This window comes from Clostridiales bacterium, from assembly GCA_030016385.1.
Taxonomy (GTDB): domain Bacteria; phylum Bacillota; class Clostridia; order Clostridiales; family Oxobacteraceae; genus JASEJN01.
Genome location: JASEJN010000070.1, coordinates 1 through 16,007, shown reverse-complemented (window position 1 = coordinate 16,007; position 16,007 = coordinate 1). Strand labels below are relative to the sequence as shown.

The following is a 16,007-nucleotide window of genomic DNA, read 5'->3' as shown; positions in this document are numbered from 1 at the left end:
TGAATCTGGCGAATGAGTGTTCAAAATAACATAAGTTCATATTACGAATCGAAGAATCAATTTAATGGGGTAGCACATCAAAAGTAGTATAATAATGAAGATAACATACCATTTAAAATATGTTTAATCAGAAGAGCTAATTGCAATTATCGATTAACAAAATGATAGTCTATATAACAAAAATAAGTACAATTATATACATACTTTGATATAATTATTTAAGTGATATTGTATAACATAACAAATTTTAAAAGGAAGATAAAAATGGCAGAAAAGAATAATGCTAATATAGGATTTGAAAAGCAAATATGGGATGCTGCCTGTGTTCTGTGGGGACACATCCCTGCGTCAGAATATCGAACGTAATTATCGGATTGATTTTCCTGCGTTATATCTCAACTGCGTTTGAGGAAAAATATAAGCAACTGAAAACCGAAGGTGACGGATTTGAAAACGATCCTGTTGCACCTAATGGAAAAATCGGTTTGGTACTTGCCAATGGGGCACTTTCTTCACAGACAAGTGGTATGGAAGATAAAACAGTCCTTTTTTCTACTAAGTCTGCAAGATATGATGGCGATGAATTCAAGCCTAAAATGGTGGCTGAAGACTCGGCTCCATATGGAAAGAAGGAGGATTGATGTATGGATGCAATAAAAGGAAATATCTATGCTATTTTAAATGGCAACAAACAGTTTTTAATTCCGGTCTATCAGAGATATTACAGCTGGGAAACGGAACAATGCAGCCGCCTCTGGAACGATATAGTCGATATGCAGAAGAAAGGGAAAGCAGGTCACTTTATTGGATCTATCGTCAATATTGCTGAACAGGCTATGCCTACCGGTGTGCAAAAATACATGATTATCGATGGTCAGCAGAGAATTACTACCTTAACATTATTGCTGATCGCTCTTCGAAATTATGCAGAAACTCATCCGGAAGATAAGACCATTAATTTTCGCCGCATAGATAATATGCTCCTGAAAAATGAATATGAGGATGGAGATGAACGATATAAGTTACTACTGACGGAAACTGATCGTGATATTCTGATCGGCCTTGTCGAAAAGAAACCGATAAAAGATCTTGGCCTTTCTCGCATTCTTTCAAATTATCAATTTTTTGCCGATGAGATAGCCAATATGGAACTCAAGCCTGCAGAAGTTTATGAGTCTATCGGTAAGCTGCAGATTGTTAATATTACTCTTGATCGAAATGTAGATGATGCACAGGCAATTTTTGAAAGTTTGAATTCTACAGGTAAGGAATTGTCAGAATCGGATCTTATTCGGAATTATGTGCTGATGGGTCTGGAGCCGAAAGAACAACGGTATGTTTATGAGCACATGTGGCGTCCGATGGAGCTGCTTTTCGATTATGAGAAACAAGATTCCATCATGGATAGATTCTTTCGTGATTATCTGACAATGAAGATGGCACGTATTCCTAAAATCGATCGTGTATATGAAACCTTCAAGGCATATCATCTGAATTGTGAATTTGGCTCTGTTCGGGAATTGTGTGCAGACTTACTGACATATGCAACATATTATACGAATATGGTTTTCGTAAGAAGCGACAACAGTACATTGAAATCGTTGTATGCGGATATTAGAGATCTGCGGATGGAGGTAGCCTTCCCATTCCTATTAAAAGTACATAATGATTGTGCGGAGGGAATTATTACTGAAGATAATCTGATTGAGATTATCCAGATGTGTATAAGCTATGTTTTTCGCAGAAGTATCTGTGATATTCCAACAAATTCTCTGAATAAGACTTTTGCAACATTACGAAACGAAATCAAGCTAGATGACTATATGAATTCCATCAAGGCGTTCTTTGTCCTGCGTGATGATTATAAGGAATTTCCGGATAATGAAAAGTTCGCTAAAGCGTTTGTAACAAGAGACATTTATAATATGCGCTCACGGAATTTTATTCTTAGCCATCTGGAAAATTACGGCAATAAGACACCTATTATTATCGAGAATTATACGATAGAGCATATTATGCCTCAGAACAGCAATTTGCCGGATGCATGGAAGAAAATGCTCGGCGAGAATTGGAAAGAGGTTCAGAAGACTTATCTACACACTATCGGCAATTTGACGCTGACTGCCTATAACTCAGAGATGAGCGACAATCCGTTTATGGTGAAGATGAATATGGAAGGTGGATTTAAAGAAAGCGCACTTCGTCTTAATGCATATCTCATTAAGTTGACTGAATGGAATGAACAGCGCATTAAGGAACGGGCGGATATATTTGCAAAAAAGGCTGAACAAATCTGGGCATATCCTGAAATTACAGAAAGCGAACTCGCGCCGTATAAGGTGCAAGAGAAACCAGCGCAGCATTATAGTTTGGATACATATGACATAAATGCTTTTACAAAGACTCTTTTTGATATGCTTGATCGGCGCATCTGCAATCTTTCACCAGATGTAAAAAGAGAATTTAAGAAGCTCTACATTGCTTATAAACTCGACACGAACTTTGCAGATATTGTCGTTCAAAAACAGAGACTGCGCATTTCTTTGAACATGAAGTTTTCGGAAATTCATGATCCGAAAGGACTATGTAAAGATATTACTGGATTGGGAAGATGGGGTAATGGAGATGTTGAAGTGTTCTTTGAACATACATCCGAGATCGATGATGTCATGGCTTTGATTGAGCAATCATATGATTTGCAGGTTGATGAGTAACTTTTTTTAATTCTGCCCATAGGGCAAAATAATTTCCGAATAGAGTGCAGATTAAAGCTTAATAATTAAGATAGAGAGGAAAACTTATGGAGATTACGATTGGGTTCGGGAACGCGTGTATACCGAAAACCGAACGTGCAAATAAGGGGAGAAGCTATATGGAACTTTTATCGATGACTTCATTGTTGAACTTACAGGTATTACAAATGAGATGCTTGCAGATGCGCCAAAGACACCAGAAGTAGTACGAGCCTTTTCTAAGTTTTTGGGAGACAGCATTATCGTCGGATATAATGTCAGCTTCGATGTGAATTTCTTGCATGACAATTTCATGGAGCATCTGAGCAAACCGATGACAAATGATTATATCGATGCAATGCGCATGGCTCGCAAGCTGTATCCGGAGATGAAGCATCATAGATTGAGGGATATGGTTGAGCTGTATGGTATTACAAATGAACATGAGCACAGAGCTCTCGCTGATTGCGTAGCTACGGCACAGTGCTTCGGAAAACTTCACGAAGAAGTTTTGAACCAGTATGAGAACGAGGAGTCCTTCATCAAGACCTATTCTCATCACGGCGGTGGAGGCAGCCATTCGGTAAAGGCCGCTGACATTCAGGGTGATGAATCCAAAATTAATGCAGATAGTCCGCTTTATAATCAGCATTGTGTTTTCACCGGGAAACTGGAGAAATTCACGAGGAAAGAGGCAATGCAGATTGTAGCTGACCTCGGGGGGATTAATGAGGACGATGTAACAAAGAATACGAACTTTCTGATTCTCGGAAACAACGATTATTGCGCCACCATCAAAGATGGGAAAAGCAATAAGCAGAAGAAAGCCGAGAAGAATAAGCTCAATGGGCAGGATATAGAAATCGTGCCAGAAACAGTATTTTATGACATGCTTGGCGATACAATGTAAGCATATGATCAGAGAAGCAATTTTCGATTACGTAAAAAAGGCAAGGAGATAACTGTATGTTAAGGAAAGCAACAATATCTGATTTGATTATTATAACTCAATTGGCCATTCTTCTATGGCCGGATAACGAATTCAATGACTTGAAGCAGGAAATGGGAAGAACTCTTTTGAATAAAGATGCTGTGTTTTTTTCTTTATTTTGATGATGATCTTCCTGTCGGATTTGCGCAATGCCAACTGCGAGCGGATACCGGGCCGAGTGTGCAGGATAGATAGGAGCTTATGAAGTGAAGGAGACATCATGGCATCTTATCCGATTTGTCAGTTTTACGCCGAACTTGCCGATTGTGAGCCGAAGATACGGTGTCCCATCAGGAAGGTGTGATGATATGAATGAAAAAACTTACAGCTACGATACGGTCATCCGGTCCGCCGAAATGGGCGGCGCGTATGTGGCTTTCCCCTATGATATCCGTGTCGAGTTCGGCAAAGGCAGAGTAAAAGTTCATGCTACTTTTGACGGAGAGCCATATGACGGCAGTCTCGTCAATATGGGTGTCAAGAACGCCGACGGCTCGGTGTGCTATATCATCGGAATCCGCAAAGGCATCAGAAGCAAAAATCGGCAAGCAGGCGTGAGATACTGTAACAGTAACCATTAAGGAGCAGGAGTGATATGGGGAATTTGAAATTGAAAAAACAAAATACGCTTACACTTGTGTTATTCGTAATTTATTTACTGGCATTAACTTGGTTGATTCTCTTCAAACTGCAGTTTTCTATCCCGGTTATGGATGAAGGGCGAATCATCAATTTGATTCCGCTTTTGGGGTCTTTCGATGATAACGGCGTTATTCGCTTTGCCGAAATCAGAGTTAACATTCTCGCTTTCATACCTTTCGGAATCTATATTTGTATGCTTAAGCTTAAGTGGCCCTTTGTGAAAAAGATCCTTGCAATTGTCGCTTTAACTTTTGTCTTTGAGGTAACGCAATTCATTTTCGTAATCGGTAGAGCCGACATCACTGACGTGCTTAGCAATATTCTTGGAGGGACAATCGGGATTGGCATTTATGTCTTGATATCCAAGTTTATGAAAGGCAGGACAAATAAGGTTATCAATGTACTTGCCGTGATATTCACCATTTTGGCATTATTATTTGCCACTTTGCTGTTGGTAAATAACCGATGGGTGCATATCAAATAGATATCAGCGATACGATAACAAGGAGCGTGGGTGAAATGTGGAAATACCCGAAATGCGGTCGTGAATTTAAAAATACGGAACAAGACCATTTTTGCGTAAAGCCAAATAGCATTGACGAATACATTGCCGCACAAGATGGATGCCACAAAACTGGGTAAGTCACAGCAGACTCTTCTTGAACGGCGAATCGTCGCCTTGAAGGTTGTACTGATATTGATTGAGAGGGGGCAAGACTAAAAAGAATGGGGAGAGAAAACTTTATGAAACCGAGAATATTTGCGACTGCTTTTTCAAAAGTCTACCCTATGTATGTCCAAAAAGCAGAGAAAAAAGGTCGCGCGAAAGAAGAAGTTGATACAGTCACTTGTTGGTTGACGGGCTATGACGAGCAGGGCTTGCATGCGCAAATCGAGAAAGGGGTTGATTTCGAGATTTTCTTTGCCGAAGCTCCGCAAACCAACCCCAATGCCCATAAAATCAAGGGAGTAGTCTGCGGCGTTCGCGTAGAGGAAATCGAAGATCCTTTTATGCAGAAAATCCGTTGGCTTGACAAACTGGTGGACGAATTGGCAAAAGGCAGGCCAATGGAGAAAATTTTGAGAAGATGAGGGTAAATGTTACCTAAGCCACCGAAGATGCCAGGACATAAATCTGCACGATACATTGGCTTGCTCCCACGAACAGTTGACAAGATTGCATTTGAAACATTGAATGATGATATTTTTGAGTGTGATGGAGTCTTTAAAAGCTGTTTTAAGGATAAAAAATTTTAAAAATAGCTTAATGATTTGATTTGTAATTTTTACTAATAGTTATCATAGATAGAAGAAAAGAGGTTTTTACATGCAGGCAGAAAAATTACTACGTAATGATAAAGCGAATTTTATAGCGTTTTGTTTGAAACATAGAAATAAGGTGGACGATTCATTTTTAAATGACGAGGATCTTAAGAATTTTGTTCCTGATGAGGAAAGCCCCACATTTATCGTGAAAAAAGACGGTAATATAATAGCGGCAGCCTCCCTTATAGTGGATGATTACCATAGAAAAGGAAGGAGCGGACGTTTTCGTATTTTTTATTCTGAAGATAAGGATCTGAATACTTATTATATCTTGTTATCGAAAGTTATTAGAGAAATAAAAGAAATCGACAAGGTATTTTTGTTTGTTCCGCTTACAAACAGCGAGCTTTCAGATAGTATAAAAAGCCTTCATTTTACAGTTGACAGATATGTATATCTCTTGGCCAAAGAAATTACGGAGCCGCAGGTTATGAATTTGCCGGACGGGTATTCTATCAGAGAATTTCAACCTGATAAAGATGAAGATCATTGGTGCTATATAAGGAATACAGCCTTTTCAAACCTAAGGGGAAATTCTACTCCCATCACTCCGGAAATGCTACGCAAGCGGGTGCTTGGTTCAGAATATCTGGAGGGAGGCCTACTATTTTTGATGCATAACAACAATCCTGTGGGTGTTGTCGGAGGAGCGGACGATAATTATGAAGGGGAGCCAGCCATGAATATTGGCCCTTTAGCCATTCTGCCTGCATATCAAGGTAAAGGTTTGGGAAGGCAGTTATTAAGGGCTGCGCTTGACTTTGCACAAAAAAAGAAATATAAAAAGGTAATGCTTTGTGTCAATGCAGATAATGAAAGAGCAAAGGAACTTTATTTAAAGGAAGGCTTTGTCCAGGTTGAAGGAGTAGTCGCTTATGAATACCCTGTCATTTAGAATAATAACGAGAGGGATATATTGATTATAGAAATTAAAACTGTTTAACAGAAAACACTTTGCCGATAAGGCTCTACATTGAATTGATGGCGCAAAGGAGATTTGGAAGGTCATACGAACAGTTGACAAAAAGCCAACGCAGAGGTCTCACCAACGGACCTGGGAAACTATGTTGTGCGTTATCAATAGATAGAAGTTTCAACGGCATGGATTTGTGTGGCGATGAAGTATATGTTGAGAAAGGCAAAAGTGAGAATTTAAGTATAGTAACAACAAAACGTGTAGGAGTTGACTATGCTGAGGAAGCAAGGGACTACCCTTGGAGATTTTATATAGAAGGCAATGAATATGTATCTGTCAATTAAAACGGCAAGGTAAAGCAAAAAGGAGGATCGATGATGGATTTAGAGCATAAGACATTTGAAAACAAAGGATGTAGAATACACTACTGGCATAGAGCCGCTGATACACCGAATTACGTTATTTTTCTGCACGGTGCAGGCTGCGATCACAGGATGTTTGGACCACAGATTTCGGCTTTCGATAGCCGTTATAATTTGCTGCTATGGGACGCTCGCGGTCACGGATTGTCGCGGTTGCCACAAAATAAAAGGTTTACTTTTGAAGACATGATCGATGATTTTTTCAAACTCTGTGAGATATATAAGATTTCCAATGCGATCCTGATCGGTCAGTCCATGGGCGGGAACCTCGCACAGGAAATTTTATACCGCAAGCCGGAGATGGTTTCAAAACTCGTATTGATAGATTGCACAAAAAACACAGGCAGGCTGACGGCTATGGAAAAACTAACGTTGAAACTGACAAAGCCTATTTTTTACTGCTATCCATGGAAAACATTGATACGTCAAAGCGCCGATGCATGCGGAAACACAGAAGCAGTAAAGCAATACGTTCGGGACTGTTTCGCCCGAATGAAGAGGTCCGATTTTATTGAAGTGATAATGAGCCTTGTAGCATGCCTACATGAGGATGAAGCATACCGATTTCCAAAGCCTGTATTGCTCCTTTGCGGAACAGACGACAGGTCGGGGAACATTCGAAAGATTGCAGCCCCCTGGGCTGAGAGCGACCCTAACTGTATACTGCGAATGATCCATGGCGCCGGGCACAACTCCAATCAGGATAATCCCGACGCAGTAAATAAAGCGATTTGTGAGTTTCTTTAAATCATCGGCCTTATTTGACAATGCTCCTATGGAATGTTTTTGGAGCAAACTTAAATATGTCCTTACACGAAAAAGAGGGTGGCCACTTAGAATGTCGATATGAAAAATGGAGCTGAAAAAATATATTGCTTTTATTCTGAAATATTGCATGCGGAGATGGCACTTACATTAAAAGCACAGCAAGAAGATTTGAATTGAATCTTTAGGAAGATTAATCAGGGGAGGATAAATTGTGAAGATTTCAAAGAAAGATGCATTGATATGGTTTGAATTTTTTTCAACGTTGCCAGAAGATGAGGAACTTATGACAAAACAACAAGAGATCGTTTACTCTACTTTTGCTCAAATTGAGGCAGCGGTCGATCATAGAAATAATATGTTAATGTCGGAAATTAGAGGCTTGAAAACTTTGGATAATAGAACTTATTTTGTGGGAAATGAAAACAAATTCCCCAAGGGATGTCGTTCTTGCCTGTTTGGAACCGGTTTGGGTGCAATCAGGAAGACGAACAAATGTAACTTGGAGTGTAAATTCTGTTATAATTATGGGGAAATGGAGGATATTCCCCCAATCGGCGAAGGTATGTGGGAAATTGGGGGCACAAAATTTTATGAGAAGGATATTGATTTACTTCTTTCCATCCAACAGAAACCTACTGGCGTTTCCTACGTTTATTTAGAGCCATTCATGGAAATTGAAAAATACTATTCGGTAATAAAGAAATTCAGGGATGCTCAAATTTATCAACATCTATATACAAATGGAACTCTGGCTACGGAAGAGACATTGAAAGCATTAGGTGAAGCCGGTCTTGACGAGATACGTTTCAATCTGGGTGCTTCCGATTGTTCGGACAAAGTTATTGAAAATATTGGAATAGCGAAAAAATATATTAAAAGTGTAGGTATTGAAACTCCAATGACTCCTGAGTTTTTCAAAGCATTTTTTAAGAAAAAGCAAGCAATTCTGGACACAAAACTCGATTTTATAAATTGCGCAGAATTACATTTGAATGAGAATAACATATACAATTATGATGGAGAAGACATGTATATTGCAAGACTAGGCTATATTTCTCCGATTTGGAGCAGGGAATTAACTTTGAAATTCATGAAAATAGCCGATGAAGAAAACTGGGATTTAGCAGTTCATGATTGCTCAAACCATACAAAGTTTGCCAGAGACTTGAATTTGGGCAGCAAAGAGGGCAGATGGTTCGGATCCAGTGATTATGGCTGTGAGTTTTACAGGATACCATACGGAGTATTTTTATCGATACTGCGTGATGACAATTTCAAATTTTTAAATGAAGAAGAATTGCCTGACGGCTATAAACCGGGAGAGTTGGTTTTATAGTGAGGCTTGTTAAAGGGCAATCAGACAATATGGAAGAGGATATTGAAAATTTTGTTACAACCAGCTGTTCGCGGCAAAACGAATTGGATATTCTTTTAGGTGATAGCGCCTTGCTGCTTTTGCAGGAAGGCGTTCTTATCGGCAAGATCAGTTTGTAAAGGGCAGAAGTGCCTTCTCCGTTAGCCATTGACAAAGCGATTTGCTTATAATATAACATATAATAATTCTTCTATTAGCTAGCCACAGATCAGTGCTGACTGGGGGTGTTTGATTGTGGGGCTACAATGGGGAAAAACAAGAAAGCATATTGTTTTTAAGGCGCTGAAGCGGATGGCACGTTTCTTCTGTCCCGTCCATTATGTAAGAGGGGTTGAAAATGTGCAGAAAGGCTCAGCCGCAGTCTTTGTCTGCAATCATATTGGATCTTATGCGCCCATCGTCATGGAGCTTTTCTTTCCGTTTTCTTTCAGGCCATGGGTTACTTATCAGGTCGTTACGAAAAAGCTGTGCCGGAAGTATTTGGAGCAGGATTTTGTAAAGAAGGAACTGAAATGGAAAAGGCCTTTTAGCGGATGGCTTGCAACCGCTATAGAGCCCTTATGTATTCGTGTGCTTCGGTCAGCGGAGGCTGTTCCTGTCTACAAAGGGAAAAAGAAAATTAGGGAAACCTTCGAGCAGAGCGTTGCAGCACTGAAGGATGGAAGCAATCTTGCTATTTTTTTGACTGACTTAAATCAGGGTAGTACGAAACTTATGGGTGGTCTTCAGAGCGGTTTTATCCATCTCGCGAAATTGTACCACAGAGACACGTGCAAGGAGCTTTTGTTTTATCCGATATTTGTCGACAAAGAAAAAAGGAATATTACAATTTGCCATCCGGTCGCATTTGTTTCGGAAAATGATTTTAAGGCCGAACGAAAAAGGATCATATCGTATCTGCAAAATGCCATTGAGAAAATCGTTTCTGAAAAATAAGTAGCGCTTTTTTATGAAAAGCAATATTGCGATCGGAGATGAAATCATGTCGCTGACAACTATGCTAACACATAGGGATACCCCCCTTCACCATTAAGATATGCTTGTACTATTTTTTCCTTAAATTCAAAATTGTATTTTGCCAATAGAAAACCGACATCCAATTATTAGATTTTTAGGTCTAACTTTTGGGGGTCGGTACATTTTGTGTGCTAGTGCGAACCCTCTACATGTTGGGTCAGTCCGGATGGTGCAGAGGTTATTAGTCGTGGGACAAACCGGAAGGTTTTAAACCTTTCAGTAATTTTCTGTAAAAGTTTTCTTTAATTCTTTTATGTTATGTTACAAATATGCATTTAATCAGTGTTTACTTAGAATTTACAAAACTTGAATTTGGCGAATGAGTGTTCAAAATAACATAAGCTCAAATTACGAATCGAAGGATATTGTAGTAATGGATGGAAAAGACCTTGTAGATTTAATTATTGCAAACTTGGATAAATTGTCAGAGACTACAAAACGCTTGTTGGGCATATGTATTATACCGCAATTATTACTATTGGTGCATATTGATGTGATTTCTGATAAAATAATTAGTAAAGATTTAATTGGGGCATATTTTTCTACAGTAAAAAGAGAAATATGAGATGCTCTCTCCTACTGATATCAAAGATTATGCACAAAGAATGTTTGAACAGATTCAATGAATATTGTGGAGTATTGATATGAACAGTATAACGATTGAAGATATCCAAATTGAAATAATTAAAAAAAATATAAAAAATTTGTACTTATCCGTGCATCCGCCTTATGGCAGAGTACGGATTGCTGCGCCTATAATGATGGATGATGAAACCATAAGAATTTTTGCGATTTCTAAATTGGCATGGATTAAAAAACAACGCTCCAGGTACCGGGAGCAAGAAAGGCAATCCAAAAGGGAATTTGTATCAGGTGAAAGCCATTACTATGAAGGTGTGCGTTATTTACTGAATGTTGTATATACGAATAAAAAGCAAAGGGTTGAAACAAGCCAAAACAGGCAGATTGATTTGTACGTTCGTGATGGAAGTACTGTAGAACAACGTGAAAAAGTAATGATGGAATGGTATCGAAGCCGGCTTAAAGATAAAATACCTGATTTAATAGCAAAATGGGAAAGAAAGATGGGTGTAAATGTAAACTCCTGGGGAGTCAAGCTGATGAAAACCAAATGGGGCACCTGCAATCCTTATGCAAAACGAATCTGGATTAATCTGGAATTGGCAAAGAAGAATCCGAGATGTTTAGAATATATTGTTGTTCATGAAATGGCCCATTTGCTTGAAAAGCACCATAATGAAAGATTTCGTGCATATATGGACCAGTTCATGCCTGATTGGAGAGAGATTAAAGCAGAGCTTAATAACTTGATATTTGAAAGCAGCAGGTAGAATTATTAAAAGTCGGTTTATTCAAGGGCGAATAGCGCTGCTCCCAGTGCGCCGCAAAGCTGTGCCTCTTTACAGATGTACAGTTTGATGCCCAATTTGTCTTCAATGGCGTGGACAACACCCGTATTTTTTGCCACGCCGCCGGTCATCATAAAATCTTCCTTGAGGCCGAGACGGTTTACAAGCGTTGAGACCTTTGCGGCAACTGAATTGTTAAGGCCATGGATGATATCCGGCACGGCTTTATTCTGAGCCACCAGCGACACCACTTCGGATTCTGCAAAGACGGTGCACATGCTGGTAATTATAATGTCCTCCTTCCAATTCAATCCCAGTGTGCTCATTTCCTCAAGCGAAAGTCCCAGCGCCCGCGCCATCATTTCAAGAAACCTGCCGGTACCAGCCGCGCATTTGTCATTCATTACAAAGTTTCTGACTGCGCCGGTTTCATCTATCCGTATGACTTTGCTGTCCTGACCGCCGATGTCGATGACGGTGCGCACTGCCGGATTGAGGTAATGAGCACCCTTTGCGTGGCAGGTGATCTCCGTGATGCTCTCGTCGCTGCCGCTGATATATGACCGGCCATATCCGGTCGTTACGATACGGGAAATGGAGGAACGGTCGATGCCTGCCTTATGCAGCGCTTCATCGAGACTTTTTCCTGCGCTGGACTGGGCGCTGCCGCCTGTAGGCGTGATGACAGAAGCAACGATATTCTTATTTTGATCCATAATTACAATGTCTGTGCTGGCAGACCCGCTGTCGATTCCTGCAACGAAATGCTCCTTTATTGAGCTCCTTTTTTTTGCCTTTTTATTTTCAAGACCTGAGAGTGTTTCAGAGAATGCCTCGATCCGTGTTTGAAGCTGCCCTTCACTCTGGCGTGTATAATCCGTTTCCAATTTAAGTATTGGTACTGTAAGTTTGTCTTTGATCTCGGAGTATTCAAAACCGTAATAGTCGCAAAATTTTATGGTATGGTAAATCACACCGCGAAGGTTTGGATCGGCATACAGGCATCTTCTGGCGGTGCTGTCATTCATGCGTCGGCATGGAAGCTGTGACAGCAAAGCGTCCGCATATATCATGAACAGTTGCTTTTCATCAGGGACATTTTCCAGGGCATTAATATCCATCGACAGACTGCGATTGCCGATGCAGGTGAGGTTCCTGACTGGAAATGGAATACTCTTCTTAATCATCGCTTCAATTTCGCGCCCAACGCGTGCGCCGAGAATACCTACATACGGTCCGGACACTCTCTGCAGCGGGGGAAAAGCCGATTTAAACGCATTCCGGTCAAACTGTTTCCCCGTATACTTTTCGTAGGCAGATTTTAAATGCAGCAGGCTTTCTGTAAAGGCCTCTTTCTGACAGTATCCGCATTTATGCGGAAGATCGATCATGTATAAAAAACTGCAGGTTCCACTGTCCTTAATAATGTCGTATACACGGCGCATGGTATCGCAGCAATTCACCAGCACCAGTTTGTCGATGCCCTTGGAGAGGGCCGACTGAATAACGGACTTTCCGAATCCGCACAGATTGGGATGGGCTATTCTGTCGGACAAGTCAAAGTTATCCGGCATATCGTCCAGTACGGTATACTTTTCTCCAAAACCTGCAAACAGTTCTACAGGAGTATATTTACATACATAATGCATCATTTGCTTTTTCCCCCCAACATTTCAAGAAACGCTCCCAAGCGGGTTGCGATCTGGCCGTCGCTGCTATTCGACGGATCACAGCCGTCGCCGTCTAAAATCAGCGTAGGCAGCCCTTCATTTTCCAGTGCTTTTTTTATTATTTGAGCCGCGCCAATAGTCGCTTTGCATCCCCAGTGTGCAAAAATTACTGCACCGTCTGCACCTGTACGCTTGGCCATATTTATCGCTTGAAGGATTCGTCCTTTAGGATTGCCGTTGTAGCATGAATATACCATTCGCCGCGCCATCGCTTCATAAGGTCTGGATTCATCCATGGGTATCATGCTTTCATACGCAAGGTCGCAGGTCGTGATGAATGCCTTGCCGTTAAAGTTTAGTAACTTTTTGACAGAGGGCTGCATGTATGGAACCAGGTGCAGCCACAACAAACGCAGTCCGCTGTTTATAGGCGCTTTCTTGATATCATCAAGCAGCATCCTGCTGTATTTTTCCGACTCTTTGGTTCCAAGGAGTATATGGTTCATAAAAACGGCGTACATCTCGCTGGTAAGATCGCCGGGCAAGCGGCGCTCTTTTTGATATCCAAGATAATTTATGTAGTTTGAAACGGTCCGTGCGCTGCGTCCCACCGCTTCGCGCAAAGCATCTTCCGTGACGGGCCTGCCTGTCATATCGCCAACAAAGGCAGACATTTCCTTGAGCTGTTTGGCCACGTTTTGTACCGCATCCTCGCTTTTTTCGTAAGGAACGTCTATAAAGTAACTAGGAATGCCGTATTTATGGCTGAGATACGGAAATGTTATCATGTTCCCATCACAGGCGACGTTCGTATAGACCATAAACTTAGGCTTTGGCATAAGGCCGGTGTCGGCGGCGCCGATGAATATCCTGTGGAATGAACACATGGTTTCCGGAATACCTTCACCGGCGGTATGATCTAAAAATACTTTTTCACATTCTGTTCCCGAAAGATATCCGGACAGCGTTTCAATTGAATATGGCGTGATTCCTGCAACCGATAGGGGCTCACAGGGCGTAAACATGCTGACCATCGCTGCATTTTCGGGATGTGCCAGCGCACGGATTATTACGTCCATAACTGCACGTGCAACATATCTTTTGGATGGCGGCAGCTTTTTACCTGCCAAAGCGGACAGCGCCAGCCGCTGAGCCCGGTAACCCATAAGGAGCAGCCGTCTTGCCCCCATGGGATTTTTCGGTACCATGTTTTCTATCATGCCGCCAAATGTTTTTATGATATCCATATCATCAGTCCCTTTCTATTATGATTTTATGTAGTATTCCGTTCTCTGTCAAGGAAAGGAGACAGGAAAATGTTAAAGAGGTGATTAAGGAAGGCTTCGATTCGTAATTTGAACTTGTGTTATTTTGAACACTCATTTGCCAGATTCAAGTTTTGTAAGTTCTAAAGCCCACAGCCTTAAGAATCCAAGAGTTTTTGAAACTCGTTTCACTCAGACATTCAAAAGCTCTAAGGATTCTTTGCGGCAGCAAAGCCAAGAACTTATCAAAACTTTCATAATGCTCATTCGTCGCTCAAAATAACATAATCCTATTTATGCCTGATTTATATTATGAATTGAAGTAAGGAAGGAAAAATTAGTAATATTACCGTTGGATATAGATTAAATTACGGGAAATGCTGATTTTTCACGCTGTTATGTGATATACTTAAAAAAATGGTTTGACGGGGAGCAGAATATAATGGAGAGAATTAAAAAATTCAGGCGAATTGCGCTGGCCTTAATTATAATAGTTGTTATATTAACGGCAGGCTATATATATCAAACTATTGGTATGCGTTCGGATGTCCGAAAATATATACCTGTTGGTGAATTTTACTATATTGATAATAAAAAGATGCATCTGTATGAAGGCGGAACCGGCAATGCCACCGTTGTTTTTGCCGCAGGATGGGGAACCGTAAATCCTTTTGTGGATTTCTATCCTTTGTATGACAAGATAGCGGAACATGCAAAATTTATAGTTTATGATAAATTCGGATATGGATATAGCGATGTTACCGATCAAAAAAGATATATAGATGTGATGATAGACGAAATTCACAGACTACTGGCAAAAGTAGACGCAAAGCCACCTTATATCTTTGCCGGACATTCTCTTGCATCTCTTGAGTGCATACGGTATGCCGAGCGTTATCCAGATGAGGTCAAAGGCATCGTTTTAATTGATGGAGGGAATCCGGAGTTTTATGCAAAAACGAAACCGGTAACATTTATCAGCAGTTTTCAAAGGCAGTTGATAAACTTCGGTATTGCAAGGCTATTATATAAAATAGATGGGTTCGCAGATTTTTTAAATTCCGAGAGAAACGGGCTGAAGCTCTTACCTGAGAATCTTAAAAAAATCGATGAGACGGCCACACTTCTTAAAGCCAATAATAAAAATATTACTGATGAGATGAGAAGAAGCCAGGAAAATGCCAGAGAGGTAATCAAGGGTGGAAAGATTAACAATATACCGTTGACGGTTATAACATCAGGGGACTTCGGCAAGGCGAGCAAAGCCTGGTTATCTAGCCAGGATGATTTGCTGAATTGGTCTAAAACCAGCAAGCAGGTTGTCGTAAACGATTCCAGACATTATATCCACCAATACCATCCTGAAATTATTGCAAAGGAGATAATCGAGCTAATAAACAGTGTTAAGAAGTAATTGGAATCGGGAAATGTCCCAAGATAGTTATGCTCTTTTCCTTCTTAAATTAACTCGTTGTGCTAGCTTTTTTACTGGTAAAAATTGCGAATGAAAAAC

General features: G+C 40.5%; 15 protein-coding genes and 3 pseudogenes. 16 read left to right on the top strand and 2 right to left on the bottom strand.

The features are described from left to right. The first annotated feature begins 264 nt into the window (after positions 1 to 264). The 15 genes and pseudogenes from QME45_12965 to QME45_12895 all read left to right on the top strand — a co-directional run bounded on the left by QME45_12965 (position 265) and on the right by QME45_12895 (position 11,541). A pseudogene (locus tag QME45_12965) lies at positions 265 to 458 on the top strand (type I restriction-modification system subunit M N-terminal domain-containing protein). A gap of 186 nt (positions 459 to 644) precedes the next feature. Next, complete coding sequence (locus QME45_12960; GenBank protein MDI6619556.1) at positions 645 to 2,714, top strand: DUF262 and DUF1524 domain-containing protein; 2,070 nt, start codon at positions 645 to 647, stop codon at positions 2,712 to 2,714. A 181-nt stretch (positions 2,715 to 2,895) separates the two neighbouring features. After that, entirely contained in the window at positions 2,896 to 3,642 is a 747-nt protein-coding gene (locus QME45_12955; protein MDI6619555.1) for an exonuclease domain-containing protein, read from the top strand. Positions 3,643 to 3,698: 56 nt separating this feature from the next. Beyond that, positions 3,699 to 3,845, top strand: a complete 147-nt coding sequence (locus QME45_12950; protein ID MDI6619554.1) for a hypothetical protein — start codon at positions 3,699 to 3,701, stop codon at positions 3,843 to 3,845. Positions 3,846 to 4,031: 186 nt separating this feature from the next. Then, positions 4,032 to 4,281: pseudogene (locus tag QME45_12945) on the top strand (DUF1905 domain-containing protein). A gap of 37 nt (positions 4,282 to 4,318) precedes the next feature. After that, positions 4,319 to 4,849 (top strand): VanZ family protein, encoded by a 531-nt coding sequence (locus QME45_12940; protein MDI6619553.1) that lies wholly within the window; start codon positions 4,319 to 4,321, stop codon positions 4,847 to 4,849. Positions 4,850 to 5,109: 260 nt separating this feature from the next. Further along, a complete protein-coding gene (locus QME45_12935; protein MDI6619552.1) occupies positions 5,110 to 5,457 on the top strand; it encodes a DUF2200 domain-containing protein in 348 nt (115 codons plus the stop codon). A gap of 235 nt (positions 5,458 to 5,692) precedes the next feature. Continuing rightward, positions 5,693 to 6,586 carry a GNAT family N-acetyltransferase gene (locus QME45_12930; protein MDI6619551.1) on the top strand — a complete coding sequence of 298 codons (894 nt, stop codon included), beginning with the start codon at positions 5,693 to 5,695 and terminating at the stop codon, positions 6,584 to 6,586. Positions 6,587 to 6,663: 77 nt separating this feature from the next. Continuing rightward, positions 6,664 to 6,951, top strand: a pseudogene (locus QME45_12925) (DNA-3-methyladenine glycosylase). A 30-nt stretch (positions 6,952 to 6,981) separates the two neighbouring features. Beyond that, positions 6,982 to 7,776 (top strand): alpha/beta hydrolase, encoded by a 795-nt coding sequence (locus QME45_12920; GenBank protein ID MDI6619550.1) that lies wholly within the window; start codon positions 6,982 to 6,984, stop codon positions 7,774 to 7,776. 232 nt (positions 7,777 to 8,008) lie between these two features. Then, entirely contained in the window at positions 8,009 to 9,133 is a 1,125-nt protein-coding gene (locus tag QME45_12915) for a radical SAM protein (GenBank protein MDI6619549.1), read from the top strand. Next, positions 9,133 to 9,291 carry a hypothetical protein gene (locus QME45_12910; protein ID MDI6619548.1) on the top strand — a complete coding sequence of 53 codons (159 nt, stop codon included), beginning with the start codon at positions 9,133 to 9,135 and terminating at the stop codon, positions 9,289 to 9,291. The genes QME45_12915 and QME45_12910 overlap by 1 nt, the downstream gene beginning before the upstream one ends. Positions 9,292 to 9,406: 115 nt before the next feature. Further along, complete coding sequence (locus QME45_12905) at positions 9,407 to 10,108, top strand: hypothetical protein (protein MDI6619547.1); 702 nt, start codon at positions 9,407 to 9,409, stop codon at positions 10,106 to 10,108. Between the two features lie 454 nt (positions 10,109 to 10,562). Then, on the top strand, positions 10,563 to 10,754 hold the full coding sequence (locus QME45_12900; protein MDI6619546.1) for a hypothetical protein: 192 nt from the start codon (positions 10,563 to 10,565) through the stop codon (positions 10,752 to 10,754). A 79-nt stretch (positions 10,755 to 10,833) separates the two neighbouring features. Further along, a complete protein-coding gene (locus QME45_12895) occupies positions 10,834 to 11,541 on the top strand; it encodes a SprT family zinc-dependent metalloprotease (GenBank protein MDI6619545.1) in 708 nt (235 codons plus the stop codon). A 17-nt stretch (positions 11,542 to 11,558) separates the two neighbouring features. Here the strand turns inward: QME45_12895 and QME45_12890 are convergent, their stop codons facing one another. Together QME45_12890 and QME45_12885 are read right to left on the bottom strand one after the other, a co-directional pair. Further along, on the bottom strand, positions 11,559 to 13,211 hold the full coding sequence (locus tag QME45_12890) for an acyl-CoA dehydratase activase (GenBank protein ID MDI6619544.1): 1,653 nt from the start codon (positions 13,209 to 13,211) through the stop codon (positions 11,559 to 11,561). Next, positions 13,208 to 14,476 carry a 2-hydroxyacyl-CoA dehydratase family protein gene (locus QME45_12885; protein MDI6619543.1) on the bottom strand — a complete coding sequence of 423 codons (1,269 nt, stop codon included), beginning with the start codon at positions 14,474 to 14,476 and terminating at the stop codon, positions 13,208 to 13,210. The genes QME45_12890 and QME45_12885 overlap by 4 nt, the downstream gene beginning before the upstream one ends. A 460-nt stretch (positions 14,477 to 14,936) precedes the next feature. Between QME45_12885 and QME45_12880 the strand changes: the two genes are divergently transcribed. Further along, on the top strand, positions 14,937 to 15,908 hold the full coding sequence (locus QME45_12880; GenBank protein ID MDI6619542.1) for an alpha/beta hydrolase: 972 nt from the start codon (positions 14,937 to 14,939) through the stop codon (positions 15,906 to 15,908). The last annotated feature ends 99 nt before the right edge of the window (positions 15,909 to 16,007 follow it).

Bases quoted from the DNA above. Each gene is read 5' to 3' on its own strand.
- QME45_12960 (MDI6619556.1), top strand. From the start codon at position 645: ATGGATGCAATAAAAGGAAATATCTATGCTATTTTAAATGGCAACAAA.
- QME45_12950 (MDI6619554.1), top strand. From the start codon at position 3,699: ATGTTAAGGAAAGCAACAATATCTGATTTGATTATTATAACTCAATTG.
- QME45_12940 (MDI6619553.1), top strand. From the start codon at position 4,319: ATGGGGAATTTGAAATTGAAAAAACAAAATACGCTTACACTTGTGTTA.
- QME45_12935 (MDI6619552.1), top strand. From the start codon at position 5,110: ATGAAACCGAGAATATTTGCGACTGCTTTTTCAAAAGTCTACCCTATG.
- QME45_12930 (MDI6619551.1), top strand. From the start codon at position 5,693: ATGCAGGCAGAAAAATTACTACGTAATGATAAAGCGAATTTTATAGCG.
- QME45_12920 (MDI6619550.1), top strand. From the start codon at position 6,982: ATGATGGATTTAGAGCATAAGACATTTGAAAACAAAGGATGTAGAATA.
- QME45_12900 (MDI6619546.1), top strand. From the start codon at position 10,563: ATGGATGGAAAAGACCTTGTAGATTTAATTATTGCAAACTTGGATAAA.
- QME45_12895 (MDI6619545.1), top strand. From the start codon at position 10,834: ATGAACAGTATAACGATTGAAGATATCCAAATTGAAATAATTAAAAAA.
- QME45_12890 (MDI6619544.1), bottom strand. From the start codon at position 13,211: ATGATGCATTATGTATGTAAATATACTCCTGTAGAACTGTTTGCAGGT.
- QME45_12885 (MDI6619543.1), bottom strand. From the start codon at position 14,476: ATGGATATCATAAAAACATTTGGCGGCATGATAGAAAACATGGTACCG.
- QME45_12880 (MDI6619542.1), top strand. From the start codon at position 14,937: ATGGAGAGAATTAAAAAATTCAGGCGAATTGCGCTGGCCTTAATTATA.